This is a genomic window from Colwellia sp. D2M02 (assembly GCF_018860755.1).
GTDB lineage: Bacteria > Pseudomonadota > Gammaproteobacteria > Enterobacterales > Alteromonadaceae > Colwellia > Colwellia asteriadis.
The window spans coordinates 1-21,577 of record NZ_JAHKPW010000081.1 but is presented as its reverse complement, the minus strand read 5'-3'; the positions used below and the strand labels follow the sequence as shown (position 1 = coordinate 21,577).

The 21,577-nt window shown below is 37.6% G+C and carries 20 protein-coding genes and 1 pseudogene; 16 read left to right on the top strand and 5 right to left on the bottom strand.

Features of this window, described 5'->3' with window-relative positions; all coding sequences use genetic code 11:
* Both KO495_RS17610 and KO495_RS15820 read left to right on the top strand, forming a co-directional pair.
* A pseudogene (locus KO495_RS17610) lies at positions 1–210 on the top strand (hypothetical protein).
* 30 nt (positions 211–240) lie between these two features.
* Positions 241–654 (top strand): hypothetical protein, encoded by a 414-nt coding sequence (locus KO495_RS15820; RefSeq protein ID WP_215981385.1) that lies wholly within the window; start codon positions 241–243, stop codon positions 652–654.
* A 37-nt stretch (positions 655–691) separates the two neighbouring features.
* Here KO495_RS15820 and bioA read toward each other — a convergent pair whose 3' ends face one another.
* Positions 692–2,047: an adenosylmethionine--8-amino-7-oxononanoate transaminase gene (gene bioA, locus KO495_RS15815; protein ID WP_215981384.1), complete on the bottom strand. Its 1,356-nt coding sequence runs from the start codon at positions 2,045–2,047 to the stop codon at positions 692–694.
* Positions 2,048–2,135: 88 nt separating this feature from the next.
* Between bioA and bioB the strand changes: the two genes are divergently transcribed.
* From bioB to bioD, 4 genes are all read left to right on the top strand, one after another.
* Positions 2,136–3,212, top strand: coding sequence for a biotin synthase BioB (gene bioB / locus KO495_RS15810; protein ID WP_215981383.1), 1,077 nt, complete (start codon positions 2,136–2,138; stop codon positions 3,210–3,212).
* Between the two features lie 49 nt (positions 3,213–3,261).
* Positions 3,262–4,461: an 8-amino-7-oxononanoate synthase gene (locus KO495_RS15805; protein ID WP_252739015.1), complete on the top strand. Its 1,200-nt coding sequence runs from the start codon at positions 3,262–3,264 to the stop codon at positions 4,459–4,461.
* Entirely contained in the window at positions 4,461–5,252 is a 792-nt protein-coding gene (gene bioC / locus KO495_RS15800; protein ID WP_215981382.1) for a malonyl-ACP O-methyltransferase BioC, read from the top strand. The genes KO495_RS15805 and bioC overlap by 1 nt, the downstream gene beginning before the upstream one ends.
* Positions 5,253–5,335: 83 nt before the next feature.
* Positions 5,336–6,148 (top strand): dethiobiotin synthase, encoded by an 813-nt coding sequence (gene bioD / locus KO495_RS15795; protein ID WP_215981381.1) that lies wholly within the window; start codon positions 5,336–5,338, stop codon positions 6,146–6,148.
* A 15-nt stretch (positions 6,149–6,163) separates the two neighbouring features.
* Here the strand turns inward: bioD and KO495_RS15790 are convergent, their stop codons facing one another.
* Positions 6,164–6,604, bottom strand: a complete 441-nt coding sequence (locus tag KO495_RS15790) for a type II toxin-antitoxin system HicB family antitoxin (RefSeq protein WP_215981380.1) — start codon at positions 6,602–6,604, stop codon at positions 6,164–6,166.
* Between the two features lie 375 nt (positions 6,605–6,979).
* Between KO495_RS15790 and KO495_RS15785 the strand changes: the two genes are divergently transcribed.
* The 7 genes from KO495_RS15785 (at position 6,980) to KO495_RS15760 (ending at position 13,856) form a co-directional block, all read left to right on the top strand.
* Positions 6,980–7,714: an EAL domain-containing protein gene (locus KO495_RS15785; protein ID WP_215981379.1), complete on the top strand. Its 735-nt coding sequence runs from the start codon at positions 6,980–6,982 to the stop codon at positions 7,712–7,714.
* 154 nt (positions 7,715–7,868) lie between these two features.
* Positions 7,869–8,393, top strand: coding sequence for a redoxin domain-containing protein (locus KO495_RS15780; protein WP_215981378.1), 525 nt, complete (start codon positions 7,869–7,871; stop codon positions 8,391–8,393).
* 48 nt (positions 8,394–8,441) lie between these two features.
* Positions 8,442–8,693, top strand: a complete 252-nt coding sequence (locus tag KO495_RS17605; RefSeq protein WP_252739014.1) for a hypothetical protein — start codon at positions 8,442–8,444, stop codon at positions 8,691–8,693.
* A gap of 167 nt (positions 8,694–8,860) precedes the next feature.
* Positions 8,861–9,544 (top strand): PilZ domain-containing protein, encoded by a 684-nt coding sequence (locus KO495_RS15775; protein WP_215981377.1) that lies wholly within the window; start codon positions 8,861–8,863, stop codon positions 9,542–9,544.
* 70 nt (positions 9,545–9,614) lie between these two features.
* On the top strand, positions 9,615–10,007 hold the full coding sequence (locus KO495_RS15770; RefSeq protein WP_215981376.1) for a hypothetical protein: 393 nt from the start codon (positions 9,615–9,617) through the stop codon (positions 10,005–10,007).
* A 252-nt stretch (positions 10,008–10,259) separates the two neighbouring features.
* Positions 10,260–11,807, top strand: coding sequence for a bifunctional GNAT family N-acetyltransferase/carbon-nitrogen hydrolase family protein (locus KO495_RS15765; protein ID WP_215981375.1), 1,548 nt, complete (start codon positions 10,260–10,262; stop codon positions 11,805–11,807).
* Positions 11,808–12,020: 213 nt separating this feature from the next.
* Entirely contained in the window at positions 12,021–13,856 is a 1,836-nt protein-coding gene (locus KO495_RS15760) for a DUF885 domain-containing protein (protein WP_215981374.1), read from the top strand.
* A 92-nt stretch (positions 13,857–13,948) separates the two neighbouring features.
* On the opposite strand, the gene KO495_RS15755 is transcribed toward KO495_RS15760, so the two are convergent.
* Positions 13,949–15,136: a serine hydrolase domain-containing protein gene (locus KO495_RS15755; RefSeq protein WP_215981373.1), complete on the bottom strand. Its 1,188-nt coding sequence runs from the start codon at positions 15,134–15,136 to the stop codon at positions 13,949–13,951.
* A gap of 279 nt (positions 15,137–15,415) precedes the next feature.
* Here KO495_RS15755 and KO495_RS15750 point away from each other — a divergent pair, with 279 nt between their 5' ends.
* The 3 genes from KO495_RS15750 to KO495_RS15740 are packed head-to-tail and all read left to right on the top strand — an operon-like array spanning position 15,416 to position 18,866.
* Positions 15,416–16,369 carry an MbnP family copper-binding protein gene (locus KO495_RS15750; RefSeq protein ID WP_215981372.1) on the top strand — a complete coding sequence of 318 codons (954 nt, stop codon included), beginning with the start codon at positions 15,416–15,418 and terminating at the stop codon, positions 16,367–16,369.
* A gap of 2 nt (positions 16,370–16,371) precedes the next feature.
* On the top strand, positions 16,372–17,619 hold the full coding sequence (locus tag KO495_RS15745; RefSeq protein WP_215981371.1) for an MbnH family di-heme enzyme: 1,248 nt from the start codon (positions 16,372–16,374) through the stop codon (positions 17,617–17,619).
* Entirely contained in the window at positions 17,619–18,866 is a 1,248-nt protein-coding gene (locus KO495_RS15740; RefSeq protein WP_215981370.1) for a hypothetical protein, read from the top strand. The genes KO495_RS15745 and KO495_RS15740 overlap by 1 nt, the downstream gene beginning before the upstream one ends.
* Positions 18,867–18,971: 105 nt before the next feature.
* Here KO495_RS15740 and KO495_RS15735 read toward each other — a convergent pair whose 3' ends face one another.
* Together KO495_RS15735 and KO495_RS15730 are read right to left on the bottom strand one after the other, a co-directional pair.
* Positions 18,972–20,033: a helix-turn-helix domain-containing protein gene (locus tag KO495_RS15735; RefSeq protein WP_215981369.1), complete on the bottom strand. Its 1,062-nt coding sequence runs from the start codon at positions 20,031–20,033 to the stop codon at positions 18,972–18,974.
* Positions 20,034–20,044: 11 nt separating this feature from the next.
* Entirely contained in the window at positions 20,045–21,001 is a 957-nt protein-coding gene (locus KO495_RS15730; RefSeq protein WP_215981368.1) for a diguanylate cyclase, read from the bottom strand.
* Positions 21,002–21,577 lie beyond the last annotated feature (576 nt).

The following is a 21,577-nucleotide window of genomic DNA, read 5'->3' as shown; positions in this document are numbered from 1 at the left end:
GTGTGTTGCCTAGTCATTCTAAGCAAATACTGTTCAACAAAGAGTAAAACGCTTTTAGCCGAATCCTTCGGACAGCGTTTGTTGGTCATTTTTACTGCGTTATCGCCTTTTTAGGTAGAATAACTACATTACAAAGGCTCTGCCTTGTATAAATACCCAACAAAAAGCTGCAAAAATAATCTCGAAAGATCAACAGCCCCTAGAACTTAACGGTAAATATTCATAAAAAGAGCTTAATGAATGAAATTATCTGTAACGCCTGATAAACAATCTAACGATGCTGAAACAGCTAAACCTGTTGAACGCCGAAAAAATATCGACACATGGGTTTATGGCAAAATACTGTTAGCACTGGTTAGTTGGATATTGTTTCTCGTCGCATTAATTATGTCGTATTACGCAGCGCCAGAAAGCAATTATGGCGTGCTACGTTATTATGATATTGACGTCAGGCAATTTTGGTTAACCCCCTTAACGGGGTATTTATACATTTTGCTTTGGCTCAGTGCTTTAGGCAGCTACCTTGCGTTGATGCTTGATAAGTATCGTAACCGCCGTAAAGCCGATAACCCGCATTACCATTTGATTTTTTTACTGGTCATTAACTTGATCTGGCTGGTGTATATTCTTTATCACTTGCACCGTTATAGTTAGTACTGTTCTTACTATTATTAATTAAGCAGATCTCAGGTTAATTAGTGGTAAAGCAGTTGTCATCATTTAATACTTCGGCAATCGCGTTTACTAATGTCGTTAATTGCGCTGCGGTAGTTATAAGTGGCGGAATGATATAAATAAGTTGACCAAATGGGCGGATCCATACGCCTAATTCTACAAAACGCTTTTGTATAGCAGCAACATTGACACTTTGCTTGCATTCAACGGCGCCAATAGAGCCCAGTACTCGCGCATCTACAACGCGGTGGTGACAGTTAAGGGGTAAAATATCTTGAATTAGCTGCTTTTCTATATCTGCCACTTGTTGTTGCCAGTTATTCTCAAATAATAAATCGATACTGGCATTCGCTACTGCGCAGGCAAGAGCATTCCCCATAAATGTTGGTCCATGCATAAAGCAACCGGCTTCGCCTTGGCTAATCGTGTTGGCTATATGCTCAGAGCAAAGGGTTGCGGCTAAAGTGATATAGCCACCAGTAAGTGTTTTACCTAAACACATAATATCGGGACTTATGTCTGCCCACTCACAGGCAAAAAGCTTACCCGTGCGGCCAAAGCCTGTGGCAATTTCATCAGCAATGAATAACACATTGTATTGATCACAAAGTGCTCGGCAGGTTTTTAAGTATTCAGGGTGATAAAAACGCATACCACCAGTACCTTGTACTATTGGCTCAATAATAAAAGCAGCAATTTCGTGATGATGTTGCGCAAATAGCCTACTTAACTCAACGGCATCTTCTGGCTGCCACGCTTCACCAAATTTACATTGTGGCGGTGGAGCAAAATAATGTTGCATTAATACCTGCTCAAATATTTGATGCATTCCCGTCACGGGATCACAAACTGACATCGCCGCAAAAGTATCGCCATGGTAACCATTCTTAACCGTGAGTAATTTTGTTTTGGTTAACTTAGTAGCATTTTTAGCAGCTACTGCATGTTGGTATTGCAATGCCATTTTCATTGCAACTTCAACAGCCACGGAGCCGGAGTCAGATAAAAAAACCTTATCTAACCCTGTTGGTGTTAAACGAATGAGCTTCTCGCACAATGTAATGGCGCTTTGGTGAGTTAAACCGCCAAACATCACATGCGACATTTTTGCTGACTGTTCAACGAGTGCTGCATTTAGTTTAGGATGATTATAGCCATGTAAAACTGACCACCAAGATGACATACCATCAATAAGTTGCTCACCACTGGCTAAGTGAATATGAACACCGTCAGCGCGATCTACCATATAGGTAGGTAAGGGGGCAGACATTGAAGTGTATGGGTGCCAAACATTATCTTTATCGAATTGAAGTAAATCGTTTGTGGATAAAGTCGAGAAAGAAGAGTGAAGGTGTGTTTGTTTTTTGTTCATTTGTTAACTACTGGCAATTAAAATTGTTGACATCATGGTCGTGCTGGCTAGACTACCCGTTAAGTTAACCAGATGCAATTGAGTAATCATGTCCGAAGCAGTTTTATCAACACAGTCAGCAAGCCAACAAACAAATATTCGCCATAATTGGAACTTAGCGCAAGTTAAGGAATTATTTGATCTTCCTTTCAACGATTTAATGTTTAAAGCACAAGTTGTGCACAGAGAGAATTTTAATCCTAATGAAGTACAGGTAAGTACTTTATTATCAATTAAAACTGGAGCTTGTCCAGAAGACTGTAAATACTGCTCGCAAAGTGCACGTAATAAAACTGACTTAGAAAAAGAAAGTTTACTGGCGGTTGAAAAAGTATTTGAAGCCGCAAAACGCGCTAAAGAAATGGGCTCAACCCGTTTTTGTATGGGCGCCGCATGGCGTAACCCTAAAGAGCGTGACATGCCTTATGTATTAAGCATGGTTAAAGGTGTGAAAGAGTTAGGCATGGAAACGTGTATGACCTTAGGTATGTTGTCAGAAGACCAAGCTGAACAATTACAAGAAGCAGGTTTAGATTACTACAACCACAACCTTGATACCTCACCAGAGCATTACAATCAAATTATTACCACCCGTACTTATCAAGACCGTTTAGACACTCTTGATAATGTTCGTACTGCTGGTATGAAAGTTTGTAGTGGCGGTATTGTCGGTTTAGGCGAGAAAGCGGTAGATCGCGCCTCGTTATTAGCACAGTTAGCCAATTTAAACCCACAACCAGAAAGTGTGCCTATTAACATGTTAGTTAAAGTTGAAGGTACACCATTAGAAAATGTCGATGACTTAGAAAGTTTTGATTTTATTCGCTGTATTGCTGTGGCCCGTATTATGATGCCAAAAAGCCATGTTCGTCTATCGGCTGGTCGTTCAGCAATGAACGAGCAAATGCAAGCAATGTGTTTTCTTGCTGGTGCAAACTCTATTTTCTATGGCTGTAAGTTATTAACCACTGAAAACCCTGAAACTAATCAAGATATTGCGTTATTTGAAAAGTTAGGCATTAACACTGAAACGGTTGTTGATGATAATGAACGTGTTGATAAATTAGTTAAAACGGCGATTGTTGATCAACAACACAGCGACTTATTTACTAACGCAGCATTATAACGTTATTTAGCTTGCTATTAGAGTGAGTAACGTTACTAAGGTAAAAGCTATGATGCCAACTGAACACGCTAATAATTTCAGTTTTATCAGCCGCCAGTTGGCCGAACAGCAACAACTTAATCGTTATCGTCAACGTGTATGCATTGGTGCTGGCGTTACCAACGAACATAATTGCACGATCAATATTGCTGGAAAACACTATATTAATTTTTCATCAAATGATTATTTAGGATTAAATAATCATGCTGAAATTAATAAGGCCTTGCAAGAAGGCGCTGATAAATTTGGTACTTGTGCCAGCGCTTCTAGCTTAGTTACTGGTTATCATTATGTTCATCAAGCATTAGAAGATGAAATATGCCAATGGCTAAATAAACCACGCTGTTTATTATTTTCAAGTGGCTTCTCGGCTAATTTGGCACTATTTCATGCACTAGGGCAACAAGGTGATACGCAAAGCAGTAACACTTCCCAGGCGCAATTTTATTTAGATAAGCTTAGTCATGCTTCAATGATTGATGGTGCATATCAAAGTAACGCCAAAGTGAAACGCTTTAACCACAATAATACCGAGCAATTGGCACGACTGCTTGAACAAAATAATGCCGAGAATACGTTAATTGCCTCTGAAGGGGTGTTTAGTATGGATGGCGATCAAGCTAAGGTTGCTCAATTAGCACAATTGGCCAAACAACATAATGCTTGGTTATATTTAGATGATGCTCACAGCATCGGTGTTATCGGTGAACAAGGTCAGGGCAGTAATAGCATTACTGATATTGATATTACTATGGCAACCTTTGGTAAAGCGATGGCAACCAGTGGTGCCTTTTTAACTTGTCAGGCAGAGTTGCACGATTATTTAATCAATTTTTCTCGCCACTATATTTATTCAACCGCAATATCACCGGCGATTGCTTGGGCGACAATTAAAAGCATTAAATTGATAAAACAGGCGCAATGGCGACGTGATAAAATTAATGAACTCAGCGCGCTTTTTACAAGGTTATTAGCAGATAATATCCAATTGATCACCTCACAGTCATCAATTCACGCTATTATTATTGGTGATGAAAAAGCAGCACTTCAGGTCAGTGAAAAATTAAAACAGCAGGGTATTTGGTTAACGGCAATCAGACCTCCAACAGTTGCGGTTAATAGCTCTAGGTTACGCGTAACCATTTGTGCACATCATAATGAAAATGATATCAAATACTTAGCAGAATGCTTAAACAAGGCTCTAAAGTAATGGTTCCAACCGAACAAATTCGATTTACCCGAAAAAATATTGCAAAAACGTTTGGCTCTGCGAGTGAATCATACGATGTTTCAGCACGCTTACAACGTTTTTCAGGTAAACACTTAATGCCGTGGTTACCTGAGCAAGACGATTTAACCGTGCTTGACTTAGGCTCAGGTACCGGTTTTTTTACCGACTTATTAGCCAGTAAATATCAACGTGTAATAGGCTTAGATATTGCCACACAAATGCTACGATTTGCGCAAGAAAACCGTAATGAGAGTATTACTTGGGTTGAAGGAGATGCTCATCACATTCCTTTACAAGATAATAGTATTGATCTTATTTATTCTAACTTGGTTATTCAATGGTTTAATCCGCTTGATAATGCTGTTAAAGAAATACTGCGGGTGCTAAAACCGGGTGGTATGTTTATTTTTACAACACTTGTTGATGGCACGTTACATGAACTAAAGTCATCATGGCGACAAGTTGACGATGATCAGCACGTTATTGATTTTAAAACCGCTGCTCAGTTAAACGATGTTTTTAGCAAACAATCGTGTCAGTTAGTTGAACAAAAATGCCAAGATATAGTACTTGAATATCAAAATGTCATTCATTTAGCACGTGAATTAAAAGGTTTAGGGGCTAATCATTTAGCTAATAAAAAGAACCGTGGTTTATCCGGTAAAGCTAAATGGTTTAAAATGACCGAGCATTACCAAGACTTTCTTGAGCCTAGTGGTATTTACCCCGCTACCTATCGTCTTTTTTCAGGTTTAGTGGTGAAAACCTAGCTTGATTGAGACTTTATTCTTTAATAATTATAAAGGGTTAGTTCAGTACTGACTTTTTATAGTATATTTTCAGGTTACTTTTCATGAAAAATATTTTTATTACCGCAACGGATACCGACGCAGGAAAAACCTTTGTCAGTTGCGCTATTATTTACGCCCTTACTCAACAATATCATCAACGAGTCGCTGCTTATAAGCCTGTATCTGCTGGCTGTGAACTAATTAATGGCGAGTTAGTTAATGATGACGCTAAATGGTTAACCCATTATGCAAATTGTCAGCAATCGTTAAAGCAAGTAAACCCCATTGCTTTTTTAGAGCCTATAGCACCACATATTGCAGCACAAAAACACCAACAAGCAATCACGGTAAGTGACTTAAGTACGCATTTTACTCAGATTAATGCTTTAAATGCAGATATTAATTTAATTGAAGGTGCTGGTGGCTGGCGATTACCTCTGATGGTCGCCAATAGCGCGCAAGGTACTAGAAACACGACACAATTTATGGCTGATTTTGTTAAAGCACAAAAAATGGATGTTATTTTAATTGTGAATATGAAGCTTGGCTGTTTAAACCATGCTTTACTCACTTTTGATGCAATTAAGGCCGATGGTTTAAATTGCATTGCTTGGGTGGCAAATTGCGCCAGCGAGACACCAATGAGCAATTTAGCTGAAAATATTGAGTCCTTAACTCAGTTACTGCCAATACCTAAAATAGCACAAGTAGACTTTATTGCTGATGCTCATATGAACATAAGAGCAGGGCAGGGTTTAACCTTCACCGATAAAATTAAAATTGCCGCAGAGAGCATTGATGTATCAATATTATTACCTCAACATAAAGCTGAACCTAAGTCTGCTCCTAAACCCGAAGGTAACAACCGCACTTAATGATAACCAAAAGAGCTACTTGTTAAGTAGCGCTATACAGGCCGAAGCAATAAAGCCCGATCGGGTTTTATAGTCTGGCGATTTACTCACTTTTTTATCAATTTGCGATATCAGCAACTCAGGTAAGGTGACATTGATTTTATGACTTTTTCCTAAATAGGGAGTGATGTCTAGCTCGGTTAACCCCCAAATAACTTCAGTACTATTATCAGTTATTAATTGTGCTTGAGTACGATTTGCTAGCCATAAGGCCCGTTGTTTTTCTATTGATGTACCATTTGGAATTGGCTCTGAGTACTCAGATAATATAGTGAGATGTGATTTGATCACCGCGTTAATATTTTCAAAAGCTTGATCAATAGAGTCAGCATTCGCCTGACAACCGGGTAAATCTGGTACGCTCACTTGATAACCGAACGCTTGGTTTTTTTTCTCTATCAATAACGGGTATTTCATGCCAGATACCTAATTAACATTGTCTGTTTGTTAACCACATCATGTCACTTTATAATAACTCCGACAACCCCTTTGCATGCATATAAATATAACTCCAATAACTCCACATAAATAATTTAAATAACCCTGATAACTCTGTTATGTATTGGAGTGATTGTTTACTATAGCCTAAAAACATAGCTAAAAGCGTATAGTTATTAGTTGAATTCAGCGAAAGCTCTCTATTATTTGGAGTTGTTGGCAACATTCGCTAAATGTTTTAGTAATTACCTTTACCTGATAATAATTCTCATTTAATATGTGCCGTCCCGTTAATCCTATCGTAAAAAGTCATATCAACAGCAAGTAATCTAGCCGCTGTGACTTAGGTAATGAATGAAAAATACAGAAGCATTAAGCTCAGAATGTTTAATAGATTTAATCGAACGAAAACGTTTTGGTGTTGAATATCAGCCCATCATAGCGTGTAAAAATAATGAAATATTTGCTTATGAAGCGTTAGCGCGTTTTTATAGTGCCGATGATAAACCGCTCAGGCCTGATCTAGTTTATGCATCATTACACAGTAGCCCGTTAAGTTTGTTTCAAGTTGAATATCAACAGAAAAAGCTGCAACTATCGTACGCGGTCAATGGCTCGGATATTTTTGTTAACTTAGATCAAGACTCTTATTTTTCCAGTGGAATTATTAATGGCAATAACCCATTTTTAAAATTATTTAAAGAGTTTCAAAAGGCAGAAGTAGTAGTTGAGCTGATTGAAAATTCAGAAATTAATGATGCGATTATGAGTTTAGCGATGATAGATAACCTAGCTAAAAATAATATACGCACAGCAATTGATGACGTGTGTAACCCTCAATCAATGATCTCAACATCGGTTATTCAGCTAGTTAAATATATAAAACTAGATAAATACGTATTAAAAAATAGAGCCAACCAAAACTTTATGCTGTTAGTGGAGTCTATTATTAATTATGCACACAGCGCAGGTAAACAGGTTATTTTAGAAGGGGTTGAAACAGCGGATGATTTGGCACTAGCGAAAACACTCAATATTGATTTTGTACAAGGTTTTTACTATCAAGAGCAATTTAAAGTGGTTAATTAATTTATGATAACTTTTATCGTGCTATTTTAGATCTGTAGTACACTCAAGCGCGTATATACCTTCAACCATTTAAGGCGTAATTTTATTGTCGTTTACATATTGCGCTTTACATGGCGCTTGCTAAAACGTTTCAACTACTTTTAAGGTAACAACAATGAAAAAACTTTTATCACTGCTCGGCATAATCTCCTGCGCTATTAGCTTAACCTTGAGCGCAAACGAACTTAAGGTGGGCGATAAAGCGCCAAACTTTAAGTTACAAGCAACCAATGGTGACTTTTATCAGCTATCTGATTATCAAGGTAAACAAGCAATCGTATTAGCTTGGTACCCTATGGCTAATACACGTGGCTGCACTATCGAGTGCAAATCGTTAACTGAGAAAGGTCACCTGATAAGAAAGTATGACGTGAGTTATTTTATGGCAAGCGTTGATCCATTAGATGACAATAGAGACTTTGCAGAAAAGACGGGAGCTGACTTTCCTATGTTAAGTGACCCAACCAAGGCCGCTGCAAAAGCCTATAATGTTTTAAATTTTGCCGGTGTTGCTAGCCGAGTAACTTTTTATATCGACAAAGCCGGTATGATTATCAAAATAGATGAAGATATTTCTCCTAGAACTGCTGCGGAAGATATGGCTGAAAATTTGAAAATATTAGGCGTTAGTCTGCTGTAATGTTCAGCACAGAATTGAAAAACGCAATAAGATAAAGTATTAACCACAATGGCTAAACCGAATAAAAAAGGTCCAACAAAAACCGTTGATATATTTTGTAGCAGCTGTAATACGCAGCTGCTTAAATATAGAAAAGGTGGCAAGGGCGCTCTGGTAAAATGTTTTATTGAGCGTATAAGCAAAGATTTTACTCAAGTTTTAGGTACTTGCCCCAAGTGTGAGTTGGTTTTTGCTCGGGAGCAATTAATTAAAGGAACGCCCGCCTTGAAAATAGTTGGCGGTAAAGTATGGTTTAAATAAAGCATATTCACTCAATATATAGCGCAGTGGTTGTTGCACTTGTGACTACCTTACATGTGAAGTCATTATTTCTTGTATCTATTTTTTTCTATCCCAATATTAATATATTGATATTTATTATTTAACAATGCAGTATTTAGTAAAGTTATCTAAAACGAAGTTATTGAATGATAGATGCCGAAAACCAAATTCTTAATGAGTTTATACATAATTTAACGCCAGGGAAAATAATAGATCTTCAATTTGGTGGGTTAAGTGGCGTTAGAATGAAGCCAGTAGTGATTGGTATTGATTTAGGTCGTTACATACTTGTCAAATTTCCAAGTAAACTAAACCACGCAGATTACAAAGACATACTGCTTAGCGGTAGTGGCGTAGTCGTTCGTTATATTCTGGAAGGACAGCATGGTGAATGTGTTGCTTTTTCAACGAGTATAAAACATGTATCAACTATCCCAGAAAAATTAATATTTTTAAACTATCCTACCCATATAGAAAACCGTCAACTGAGAACATCGCAACGCAAACAAACACACATACCCGCTCAAATCGCTCAAAATAAAAAAGGTAACACCTTAACGGGTAACTGTATTGGCGGCTATATTGTAGACATTTCTGCCCGCGGTTGTTTATTTTCATTCAAGGCGATAAGCCGTGATAGTGGCGTTAAAAAATGCCCCGTTCATATTGCAATCACACGTATAGGTGTAGAAGAGCCATTACTGGTAAATGCACACATTAAAAATAATAGATTTGATAATGGAAATATTCTTGTGGGTATTATGTTTGATGAGTCGTCATTAAAAACTATTTCATTATTACTCGACGAAATGGCAATTGAGTCAACTTAAGTATGTAGCGTGCATAAAGCTAATAATACATTATCACTGTAGATGTTAATGATAAATTTTGGAAATACTTATGCAAGAACACGGTTCTTTTAAAATGAAAATTATTGGGCAAACCTTAGTTGTCAAATGTTTTGACGCTTGGAATATTGAAACTGTTTTAAGACTTTGCCGAGAATATAAAGTCTTAGTTAATCAAATAAAAGATAAACCATGGGCATGCTTAGTTGATTTAAGTCAGTGGGAGTTATCGACCCCTGAAATGTGGGATGAAATTGATAAGTTAAATGCCTGGGGCAATATCAATAATCAAAAATATGAAGCGGTAATTTGTGGTATGTCACTGCAAAAAACTCTAATGGAAGACAGTCACACGGTGTTGACCAATGTTGAAAGTAATTTCTTTGATAACATTGAGCAAGCTTACGCATGGCTAAGTGATATTGGTATGTTAAACGTTGAGTAACGTATCATGCACTCTTTCACCCTTTATGAGAATTTTACTGTCCACAGTAAAATAACCTTTCAAAAATACTTGCCTTTTCTTTGAAGCTGCCTTATATATCACCTGCGCTACGTCTTAATTAAAATTTATTGTATTAGCGTGGTAATGGCGCATGCCTTACAGATAAAAAATCTAACTTTGTATGGGTGATACCAACGAGTTATATCGGCTCAATCGTGAGCTAACTAGCGTTGCTTTGTAAAGAGAACATCAATGACTGATGATACGTTAATAGAAGACCCCGAACATAAACTTACCCTTCGCCATTTAAAATTAAGTGACTACGCTGATGTAAAAAAACTCATGGATACTGTTTATCCTGATCTTGGTGGTGCTTGGCCTGAAAAAAAATTCCAAGCACAGCTTAAGGTATTTCAAGATGGACAAATATGTATTGAAGATCACGGCGTTGTTGTTGCAGCTGCATTTAGTGTTGTTGTTGATTACGATAAGTTTGGTGATCAACATACTTATGACGAAATAACAGGTAATGCTTATTTAACAACGCACGACCCTTTAGGCGATGTACTTTATGGCGTTGACGTTTTTGTTTCGCCTAATTATCACGGTATGCGTTTAGGCCGTCGTTTATACGAAGCGCGTAAAGAGCTTTGTCAAAATCTTAATTTAAAGGCCATTGTTGCCGGTGGGCGTATTCCGCTTTATAAAAACCACTCTGAAACATTAACGCCGCAAGCTTATATTGAGCAAGTTAAACGGAAAGAACTTTATGATCCTATTTTAACTTTTCAACTATCAAATGAATTTGAAGTAAAGCGTGTTATTAAAGGGTATTTACCTGAAGATAAAGAGTCGCACGGTTATGCAACATTATTAGAGTGGACTAATTTATATTACGACCCTGAAAAGTCACCGCTCATTGGTGCTAAACGGACAACGGCACGTATAGGTTGTATACAATGGCAAATGCGCCCTTTTGATAGCGTTGAAGAGCTCATTCAACAGGTTGAATTTTTTGTTGATGCCTTATCAGACTATCAATGCGACTTAGCATTGTTCCCTGAGTTTTTTAATGCACCATTAATGGGAATAGATAATCACGCAAACTCTATTGATTCTATTAAAGCATTAGCGGAATACAGTCTTGAGATTGTTGAAGCTATTTCAAAGTTAGCGGTATCATATAATATTAATATTATTGCCGGCTCAGTACCCACGTTAGAAGATGATGAATTACTGAACGTAGCTTACCTATGCCGTCGTGACGGTACGGTAGACTCGCAATATAAAATTCATCCAACGCCTTATGAGAAAAAAGCATGGATAATGCAAGGCGGCAATGAGCTTAAAGTATTTAATACTGACTTTGGTAAAATTGGCATTTTAATTTGTTATGATGTTGAATTCCCTGAGCTGGCGCGTTTACAGTCTGAAGAGGGGATGCAAATTTTATTTGTTCCTTTTTGGACAGATACAAAAAATGGTTATTTACGTGTCCGTTGTTGCGCCCAAGCGCGCGCCATAGAAAATGAATGTTATGTCGCCATTGCTGGTAGTGTTGGTAACTTACCTAAAGTTGATGGTGCGGATATTCAATATTCACAATCTGCGGTATTTTCGCCTTCGGATTTCTCGTTTCCTCATGATGCGATTATGGCAGAAACTACACCAAATACTGAAATGACCTTAATTGTTGATTTAGATCTCGATAAATTAAATAAACTGCAAAATGAAGGCTCAGTAAGAAACTATTTAGATCGTCGTCGCGATCTATATAAAATAGAGTGGTTAGGTAAATAGTGCAGCTATAAAAGTAAAATAGCCACGTTAATTCTATTAAAAAACAAACCCAAATGCTTATACCTGATGATACGGGCATAGGCATTTTTTTGGTCTACAATTTACCTGCTTTATTTTATTAATCGCAATAATCAGTTAGTTGGTCGTAGCGCCATTGATAAAGTACATGACACTCAGGCACACTGTATTTATAACCATCAACGAGAGAATCGCATGAACTTCAAACAATCAATTTTGGTACTTGCCGTATCAACAGCACTGCTTGGTGCTTGTACAAGCCAAACGGCTAATCAAAGTGTTAATCAGCCAATTAGTGAAGCCACTGTTGCTGAAGCTTCAACACAAGCAAATAAACTTTTTGATACTATTTTCCAAGAAGGTATTGATCGTGATCCTGTTAAACAAACTTACCTTGGCATTAAAAAAGATTATGATAAATGGAGCGAGTTCACCGAAGAAAACAGCTTACAAGAGCTTGAATTTGCCAAAGCTAACCTAATACGTATTCAGGCAATTGACTTTGATACTCTCGATGATCAAACCAAAATTAGTTACAGCCTGTACACCCAAAAACTCCAAAATCAAATTGATGATTATAAATGGCGTTTTCATAATTACCCAGTAAATCAAATGTACGGTACTCATTCACAAGTCCCTGCATTTTTAATTAACCAGCACTCAATTAGTAACGTGAAAGAAGCGCAAGATTATATTTCGCGTGTTCATGGCGCTAAAAAAGTTATGGAGCAATTAATTGTGCAATTACGTTTACGTGAAGAGCGCGGTATTATTGCCCCTAAATTTGTGTTTGAGCATGTTATTCGTGACTCAAAAAACATTCTCGTTGGTGCGCCGTTTGACTCGGAAACCGACAGTACTATTTTGGCCGATTTTACGGCGAAGGTGAATAAACTTGAGATCAGCGATAACGGTAAAAGCCAGTTAATCACTAACTTAAATAAGGCATTAGTTAATAGCTTAAAGCCGGGTTATGAAGAATTAATTAATTACTTAACGGTACTTGAAACAAAAGCCGATAATCGTGACGGTGTTTGGAAATTCCCTAACGGTGAAGCGTTTTACAATAACGCCTTAAAACGTACCACAACCACAGATTTAACAGCGGTTCAAATTCATCAATTAGGCTTAAGTGAAGTCGCTCGAATTCATGATGAAATGCGCGTTATTATGAAAGCGGTTGGCTTTAAAGGTGACTTGAGTGAGTTTTTTGTTTTCATGCGTAATGATAAACAATTTTACTACCCAGCAACCCCAGAAGGTAAACAGCGTTATATTGATGAAGCGGTAGCGCTTATAGATGACATGGAAGGGCGTTTGGATAGTTTATTTTTAACTAAGCCTAAGGCTAAATTAAAAGTTAAGGCGGTTGAAGCATTCCGTGAAAAGTCAGCAGGTAAAGCATTTTATCAGCAACCTGCGCCAGATGGCTCACGTCCAGGTGTATATTACGCTAACCTTTACGATATGGAAGCGATGCCTGTTTATCAAATGGCGGCGCTTGCTTATCATGAAGGTATTCCAGGCCATCATATGCAACTAGCGATTAAACAAGAGTTAACAGGTATTCCAAAGTTCCGTAAATTTGGTGGCTATACTGCGCACACCGAAGGGTGGGGCTTGTATTCAGAGTTTATTCCAAAAGAAATTGGTTTATATCAAGACCCGTATTCTGATTTTGGTCGCTTAGCGATGGAGTTATGGCGCGCATGTCGTTTAGTGGTTGATACAGGTATTCACGCTAAAAAATGGACCCGAGAGCAAGGTATTGAATACTACGTGTCAAATACCCCCAATGCCAAGTCAGATGCGGTGAAAATGGTTGAGCGTCATGTGGTGATGGCATCTCAAGCAACCGCCTATAAAATTGGTATGAACAAAATTATTGAGCTACGTGAACACGCTAAAATGCAATTAGGTGACAACTTTGATATTCGAGAATTTCATGATGTGGTGCTAAAAAATGGTCCGGTACCATTAAATGTTCTATCACAACTTGTTGACGAATATATTAGCGTTAAGCAAAGCTAAATAATGAAATTAAGATAAATCAATTAACGAAAAACGCGCTCCGGCGCGTTTTTTATTGATATAAGTATAAATGAGATAGTTATTGAGCTAACTTATTGAGCTAACACTTGTGCTTGAGACCAAAATTGAGTCGATATTTTACTAATAACACCCGACTCAGCATTGAGTAATACTGCAAAGCCAATATCTAAGTCAGGCGAATAGCCTATATCGGCGACATAACCTGCGACCCAACCACCATGATAAATAATAGGGTAGTCTTTTAACTGATAAATACGCCAGCCATAACCATAATGCGCATCAGTTAAATGATCTTTCCAATATCGGCGCTTTAAATCTTTTTTGGTTTGAATGCGTGGCGTTGTCATTATATTCAATAGTGAAGGACTAAGTACGTCAGGTTGATGGCCAAGGTTAGCAATAAGCCACTGAGCTAAATCACTAATACTGGCATTTACGCCAGCAGCAGGAGCTACTTTATAAAAGTCTGGACTAACCTTTACCGTTCGCCAAATATATTTTTTGATCGCTTTACCTTGTTTATCTTTTTTACCGGTATTGACGCGTTTTCTTAAAATATGAGGCTTTGCTGTATTGTCTTGCGCGATAAAATCATCATACCCGACAGAAGCACTGTGCATGTTTAATGGTACAAAAAGCTTTTCGTTTAATAATTCAACGTAGCTTTTACTTTGGCTCGATTCAATCGCATTTTCTAAAAAACCATAGGTTACGTTTTGATAGCCATAGCACCTTTCTGGTTTACAAATGGGGGTAATGCGATCAAACCGACTAATGATTTTTTCCATACTCCAATTTTCATGTAGCAAGTTATCGTAAGCATTAGGCATTAAACCACTTGAGTGACTTAAAATATGCTTGAGTTGTATATTTTTAGCGGCATTATTTTTTGCCAGCACAAAATCAGGCACATACTGGGTAATTGGATCAGATAAGGTCAGCTTTTTCTCTTGAGCAAGCATTGTCGTTATAGTTGCGGCAAACGGTTTAGAAACAGAAGCTAAGCGGAAAACGGTATCTTTATCGACCTTATGCTTTTTGCTGTTATCAAGGTATCCAAAAGTTTCTAAGGCAATAACGCGATTGTTTTTTACAACCACATAAGCGCCACCAGGGATACTGAGCTTTTTTAGCTCTTGATGAAAGGTTTTAGCAAAGGCCGTGTTGAATTTTGTAATACCATCGTTATTGCTAGCAAAGCAAAGAGGTGAGATAAAATAAGGGCAGAGTGATAATAAAGCAATACAGCGAATAAGCATATAACAGCAAGCTCGTTAAGAAGAGTGAATTTAATTATTGGCTACAGAATTACAACCAAGGTCGAAAAATTCGTTTAAGTTTATATTTTACCAATAGATAGCACAATATAAACACTCAGTTTGTATCTTAATTTTTTCTAAAACTAAAAGTCATTAAAAAGGTAGATAAAACACTATAAACAATAGGGGTTTTATTGCGAAGTGCGACAATAGGTCGCACTTATTTTTTATGCTATATCGTTATAATAATTGCACTTTTTTAATCGATGGAATGCAATAATGTTTACAAGCTTTAGTTCTAGAATTAACTCAACCCTTTCATTGTCACTTATTTCAGCCGCCTTATTAGCGGGTTGTGGCTCTGACAGCTCAAGCGATATTACAGATAGTAACTTAAATAAAAGTGCTCCTTTTACTTTAAGTTTCGCAGCAAAAAGTGCGGGTGAGTTAGTGACTTGTGATAGTAACCATAATCAGTTTGGTACAGAAGCTCTACATTCAGTATCGGTTAGTGATTTACGCTTTTACGTGAGTAATATTAAGTTTTATAACCAGAACAATGAAGAAGTTGCCGCTGAGCTTAATGAAAATGATTTTCAGCGTCATAGTGAGCAAGGCTTTGTTGGCCTAATTGACTTAACAAGTAATGTATCAGGCGCTTGTACCGATGAAGCTTTAGGGGGGACCGAACGTGTAAATAATGGTATTAGCGGTACATTATTAGATGAAAATGTTACCCGTGTTAGTTTTGATGTTGGTGTACCACAAGCGGTTATGAAAGAAGTTATTGCTACTAATACACAAGAAGATGCGCCAACGCCATTAAATGAAATGTATTGGTCTTGGGCAAGTGGTTACCGTCATTTTGTGATGAATTTCACCATTAGTAATTCACTTGATGAAGCAGGTAAAGGTTTGATTCACTTAGGTAGTAGAAACTGTGGTGGTGATGGTTTACTTGCATTAGAAGAAAAAGACACTTGTGGTGCTGTTAATACTCCTACGGTGACAATTAGTGACTTTAATCCAACGCAAAATACCATTGTTATTGATTTAGATGCTTTACTACAAAATGTTAAGTTTTCCGCAACAGGTGATGAAACCACGCCAACAGTGTCTTGTCACTCTAGCCCAATGCAAAGTGATTGCGCGGCTATTTTTGAAAACTTTGGTTTAAGTTTAGTGGACGGTAGTGCTGATGCCGATACAAACCTAGTATTTATTAAAGAGTAAAAATGACTTATCGACATAACCGTCGGAAAATACAGAATAAACTCAATGATACAGCCTCTGTAAAGAGTGCATTGAGTTTTCTGTTAATACCGTCTTTATTATTTACATCACTGCTAGTGACTGGCTGTAAAGTGTCTTCAAGCACTACAATAGCCTCTACCGAAACTGAGCAAGATTTACGTAGTTTGTTAGCATTGCCTGAGCATATGCCATTGCCGGCTATTCCAGACTTTAACCCCTTAACCCCTGAAAAAATAACCTTAGGTCGTTTTTTATTTTATGATACTAAGCTGTCAGCCAATCAAACCCAGTCTTGTGGCTCGTGTCATTTTCAAAGTGATGCTTTTGCTGATGGTATTGCAACACCTATTGGCTCAACAGGTCATGCGCTCGTTCGAAATAGCCAAGGGCTAAGCAATGTTGCTTATAACGCGACCTTTACTTGGAGTAATGACACTTTTTTTGAATTGGAAGATCAGCTCAATGTTCCTATTCGAGCTGATGATCCCATTGAATTGGGTGTAACCGATGCCGAGCTTGAGACTGTATTAAACCGCTTTAACAGCGATGAAAAGTATCAGCAATTGTTTAGCGCAGCTTTTCCTGAGAATGACTCAGGGGCTAGCATTAATAAAATAATATTTTCATTAGCAAGCTTTGTACGCACTATGATTAGTGCCAATAGTAGTTACGATAAATACTTACTCGGTGATAAAAGCGCTTTAACACCTCAACAAAAGCAAGGTTTTAGTTTATTTAATGGTGAAAAATTTGAATGTTTTCACTGTCATACGGGGATCAACTTTACCGTCTCTTATAAAGACGCCAACTCAATTAATGACGCTATCTTATTTCCATTTTTTAATAATGGTTTATATAACGTTAACTCAGACGGTAGTTACCCTGAATCAGATCAAGGAATATTTGATTTATCGTCAGATCCTGCAGATAAAGGAAAATTTAGACCGCCATCATTGCGTAATATAGAACTAACCGCACCTTATATGCATGATGGCAGTATTAACACGTTACGCGAAGTTGTTGAGCACTATGCGCGTGGTGGGCGGTTAACTCCCGAAGGTTTAGAGAATGCTGGTGACGGTAAAAACAACCCCTATAAGTCTGCATTAATCACGGGCTTTTCGGCCACCGAAGAAGAAATTGATGCGGTTGTCGCATTTTTAGAATCATTAACGGATTATGATTTTATTCACAATGAAAAATTCTCAAACCCGCACGAGGAAAATTAATGTTTAAGCAAACACGAACTCAACCTATTCAATGTAGTAGGCTAATATTTCTTTTACCTGTGCTCTCGGTTATTTCTACTCCTGCGATAGCGCACCAAAAAGCATCACTATTTGAAGATAACTATTTGAAAGTATTAGCTGCGGTTACTTACCGTAATAATCAAATAGTAGAAAATGGTGAAATATGGCAACCCAATGGTTTTTTAATTGGTGGCGAGTCTATTCCTACCGAAAAAGGCGTCAGTTTAGATGATGTACAGCTACAAGGGTATTTGAATGTAAATCATCAATATTATGTTGCGGCTAAATTAAGCGGGCATAGCCATGGGGGAGATAATAGTGTTGAGCTAGAGAACCTTTGGTTTGGTACTGAAATGTATATCGCTCAGCAACGATTGCAGCTTGAAGCGGGTAAAATGACAACTGATGTTACAGATACTTTAAATTATCACGCATCAGCAGACACTTTTAGCCAAGCACCTTTGTCAGCGGATATTTTATTTGGTCGTCACTTTAATGATATTGGTGTGAGAGCGGCAGTGGTTGGTAAAATTAACCCGCGCTATTTAGGGGGTAATTCAGACTATAAAATAGGCTTTGAAGTCTTTAATGGTGACAACTTTCCAGCAACCTCAGGCGAAGGAAGTATTTCCGCATTCAGTCATTTCAATTTTCAATATGATAACTTTCATTCCTCAGCTAAGTTTTGGGTAATGTATAGTGAAGCTGAAAAAAGAGCTGACTTACGTTACAGCCAAGGTCATAACCATGGTGTAAGCCAAGACGTAACTGCTGAGTATTACTTTTCAGGCGATACACTCAATACCGGTGTATATTTTGATGCCAGTTGGCAATATCAACGGTGGCGAGTGCATGGAGAGTTTGAATGGATGCAAGCGCAAGTTGATGGCCAAATAGCCAGTACCACCCAAAGTGCTTATATTGAAGCACCGCAAAACTCATACCGTTTAACAACATTTATTGAAAGAGAGCAACATAGTATTCATTTACAATATGAGATATTAAGTACACAAAATAAGTTTACCCAAACAACCCCAACATTTATAACACAAGCTGGTTTAGATAATAATGGCTTTGAGCCTAATAGAATTAGTGCTAGCTGGCGCTATGCATTTCACCCGAACTTCGTCTTACGTACCGAATGGATGCGCGATGAAAGTAATGAGCCGTCACAAGTGAATAATGTGGTTAGTTTAGGAATACAGTGGAATTATGATTTGTTGTAATACCAGCAAGTGATAATTTGGTATATTTGACTTGGTTGTTTTTATAAAGTGAAACGAACAAAGCCCGTGATTATACGGGCTTTTTATTTACCAATTCAACAGCCCCTAGTCTGTTAGCCCTTTATTGGTGATATAACATTGTCTAAGTTCGTTGGGTGTCATACCAGTCCAACGTTTAAAAGAGCGCCTGAAGTTTGTGGTGTCTGAAAACTTAAGTTTGTTTGCTACTTTGTCATTGTTAAGGCCTAAGGTAGTAATATCAAACATTGCTTGTTGTTGTTTATATTGGTCAATAATCTGTTGGTAACTACTTTGGTGTGCTGATATTTTACGCTTTAAGGTAGCAGTACTTATGAGTAACGAACTGGCAACTTGCTCAAGTGTGGCACTGTTGTTTTTATCAATGAAATGTAAAATGTATTGAATTAAACCAACAGCTTGAGCCTTTTGATTACAGGGTAATAACGATGAGTTCAGGTTTAAGTAGTGCCGTTTTAAGCTTTGATTATGATCACAAAAGCGCAGGTATAAATCATCAGACTTTATTGATATTTGCAAAGGTTGTTGAGTGACACTATTTAAGAAGGAGATATCACTCCCTAAGTTGACCTGGTACTGCTCAATATAATCGGGCTCTGCATAAGGAAACGTAAAGCATAATTTAGGCAGGTAACCTAAGCGCCACTTTATCGCACAAACCAATGCACTGGCTAAAACTTCACAGAGAAAATGATAATAACGCGTATCAAGTGTTGTTAGGCTTTGATTAAAAGCGAAAAAGTGCTGCTGTTTGTGACGTTTAATTGTCATAAACAGCAGTGGAAATAGCGGTATTTGCTGAGTTTGAATCACTCGCACCATGTCAGCTAAATGCCGGCAATTCATTAAGGCGTTACCCGTATTACCTAAATGACTTGGGAAAAGCCGTCGTCCCAATAAAAAAGCCACATCTCCTTGTGGCAGTAATTTAATACTGTTGAGAACTACTTTCTGTAGTTGCTCGCTTGATATTTTCAGAGGCTCTCGTAATAAATCGCTGTAAAATATTTTGCTGCCTTTAAGTAAAACATCGGGTAGAACTCCACGTTGTTTAGCAATATCAACCAGTGATAACAGCATATGATGACTCGATAATACTTTATCGTTTTGCTCAAAATAAGATTTCATTTACGGTCTTTTTAATTGCTAACTGGCACATTAGTGCAAGTGACATCAGATCGAGCAGCAGTCGATTCATACTTCACCACCGACATTTTATGGTTTAATTGAGCCAGTATTTCTTGATAACTTTGTTGTCCTTGGTACTGATTAACACAACTTGATATTTTAGGGTAAATAGCAGTGCTGGAGTCACCTGACTTATAAGCTAAATGTGCAACAGCTTGTTCAATATGTCCTGAAATAACACGAGCAACATTTGCGGTAGTATTTGGTAATAAAACAATAAATCTATCACTGGCATAACGACAGGCTAAGTCACCATCGCGAATGTTCATCAGCAGTAATTTCGCAATTTCACCTAATAAAAAATCCCCTTGTGCGTAACCAAACCTTTGATTGAAATCATTAAATTTACGTACATCTAACATGATAAGACTGAAGGTCGAGTGGTGTGCTTTAACATGATTAAGTTCATACTTGAGTTGCTGCTTCATATATTGAGCACTATAAAGCTGAGTAACAAAATCAGTTAAGCTATGCTCGCGGTAGTAGCGTTCAGTTCTTCTAAGCTGTGTGTTAATAGTTTGTTGTTCAAAGTGTAATTGATATAAAGCAAAAGTCATCAGCACCATACCAATTGCTGCTGGAAATGACTCAACCGTTGTAAACCAACTGTTATGAGCTGCGTAGTGAATAAACTCATCAAGAAAGTCGAGCAACATTGAAATTTCGGTTAGCAAAAGCCCCGTAAAAAGCCACGTAGTCACTCGACCTGCAGGACGACTTATTAAAGTAAAAACGATCCAAGTAAATATCATCAACATCATGCCGCCTTCGCCGATAATATCGACCCAAGCGATACTGTTAATAGCTTTAAACTCACCGATAGTTATAGCGGTTGAGCAAATAGTTACCAAGGTGAATAACAATATGGCAACTAAATATTTATTGGATGTAAAAAAATAATGACTCATAAAACCTATTACTTTAGCAAAGTGGGTGAATATCAATAAATGACAACGTATTACGTAAGAAGCGATTATCAGGTAATGCTTGATAGCCTAATCGTTCAGCTAACTACTGATAAGGGTCATATTAGCTCAGCTAAGTGACAGTTTTTTTACTGTTAACCTGTAATTATTAATAATTTTTTAAGAGCTATTTAGTTTTTCGCTGAACGTAGCGGCATCTAGAGCAAACACTCTCAGGTCATAAAAGCTCAAAATGTATTTACAGACTCATTAAAAGGTGGAAAATCATTAAAATAGACTGGGTTGAAATTATGCTGACATAAATTTGTCACTTTTATTTTGTAAGTTGCTGCAAACAATAAAGCAGTGAGAACGTTTGCTGATAATAAAGCGAGCGCTCTAAATACACATTACTAAATAAAACTGAGAGCACACTATGCCTACTTTTCAACCTAAAAAAAACTTTCATGAAACCGCTATTGCCTTAGCTTGTTCGGTGGCTCTTCTTTCACCTAGCGTTTTTGGTGCACCATCGTCGGTAGAAGGGCGTATTACAGATGAAAATAATACCGTTTATTT

What these genes read in the sequence shown, in the direction of transcription:
- KO495_RS15820 (WP_215981385.1), top strand. Translation starts at nt 241, where the DNA reads ATGAAATTATCTGTAACGCCTGATAAACAATCTAACGATGCTGAAACA.
- bioA (WP_215981384.1), bottom strand. Translation starts at nt 2,047, where the DNA reads ATGAACAAAAAACAAACACACCTTCACTCTTCTTTCTCGACTTTATCC.
- bioB (WP_215981383.1), top strand. Translation starts at nt 2,136, where the DNA reads ATGTCCGAAGCAGTTTTATCAACACAGTCAGCAAGCCAACAAACAAAT.
- KO495_RS15805 (WP_252739015.1), top strand. Translation starts at nt 3,262, where the DNA reads ATGATGCCAACTGAACACGCTAATAATTTCAGTTTTATCAGCCGCCAG.
- bioC (WP_215981382.1), top strand. Translation starts at nt 4,461, where the DNA reads ATGGTTCCAACCGAACAAATTCGATTTACCCGAAAAAATATTGCAAAA.
- bioD (WP_215981381.1), top strand. Translation starts at nt 5,336, where the DNA reads ATGAAAAATATTTTTATTACCGCAACGGATACCGACGCAGGAAAAACC.
- KO495_RS15790 (WP_215981380.1), bottom strand. Translation starts at nt 6,604, where the DNA reads ATGAAATACCCGTTATTGATAGAGAAAAAAAACCAAGCGTTCGGTTAT.
- KO495_RS15785 (WP_215981379.1), top strand. Translation starts at nt 6,980, where the DNA reads ATGAAAAATACAGAAGCATTAAGCTCAGAATGTTTAATAGATTTAATC.
- KO495_RS15780 (WP_215981378.1), top strand. Translation starts at nt 7,869, where the DNA reads ATGAAAAAACTTTTATCACTGCTCGGCATAATCTCCTGCGCTATTAGC.
- KO495_RS17605 (WP_252739014.1), top strand. Translation starts at nt 8,442, where the DNA reads ATGGCTAAACCGAATAAAAAAGGTCCAACAAAAACCGTTGATATATTT.
- KO495_RS15775 (WP_215981377.1), top strand. Translation starts at nt 8,861, where the DNA reads ATGATAGATGCCGAAAACCAAATTCTTAATGAGTTTATACATAATTTA.
- KO495_RS15770 (WP_215981376.1), top strand. Translation starts at nt 9,615, where the DNA reads ATGCAAGAACACGGTTCTTTTAAAATGAAAATTATTGGGCAAACCTTA.
- KO495_RS15765 (WP_215981375.1), top strand. Translation starts at nt 10,260, where the DNA reads ATGACTGATGATACGTTAATAGAAGACCCCGAACATAAACTTACCCTT.
- KO495_RS15760 (WP_215981374.1), top strand. Translation starts at nt 12,021, where the DNA reads ATGAACTTCAAACAATCAATTTTGGTACTTGCCGTATCAACAGCACTG.
- KO495_RS15755 (WP_215981373.1), bottom strand. Translation starts at nt 15,136, where the DNA reads ATGCTTATTCGCTGTATTGCTTTATTATCACTCTGCCCTTATTTTATC.
- KO495_RS15750 (WP_215981372.1), top strand. Translation starts at nt 15,416, where the DNA reads ATGTTTACAAGCTTTAGTTCTAGAATTAACTCAACCCTTTCATTGTCA.
- KO495_RS15745 (WP_215981371.1), top strand. Translation starts at nt 16,372, where the DNA reads ATGACTTATCGACATAACCGTCGGAAAATACAGAATAAACTCAATGAT.
- KO495_RS15740 (WP_215981370.1), top strand. Translation starts at nt 17,619, where the DNA reads ATGTTTAAGCAAACACGAACTCAACCTATTCAATGTAGTAGGCTAATA.
- KO495_RS15735 (WP_215981369.1), bottom strand. Translation starts at nt 20,033, where the DNA reads ATGAAATCTTATTTTGAGCAAAACGATAAAGTATTATCGAGTCATCAT.
- KO495_RS15730 (WP_215981368.1), bottom strand. Translation starts at nt 21,001, where the DNA reads ATGAGTCATTATTTTTTTACATCCAATAAATATTTAGTTGCCATATTG.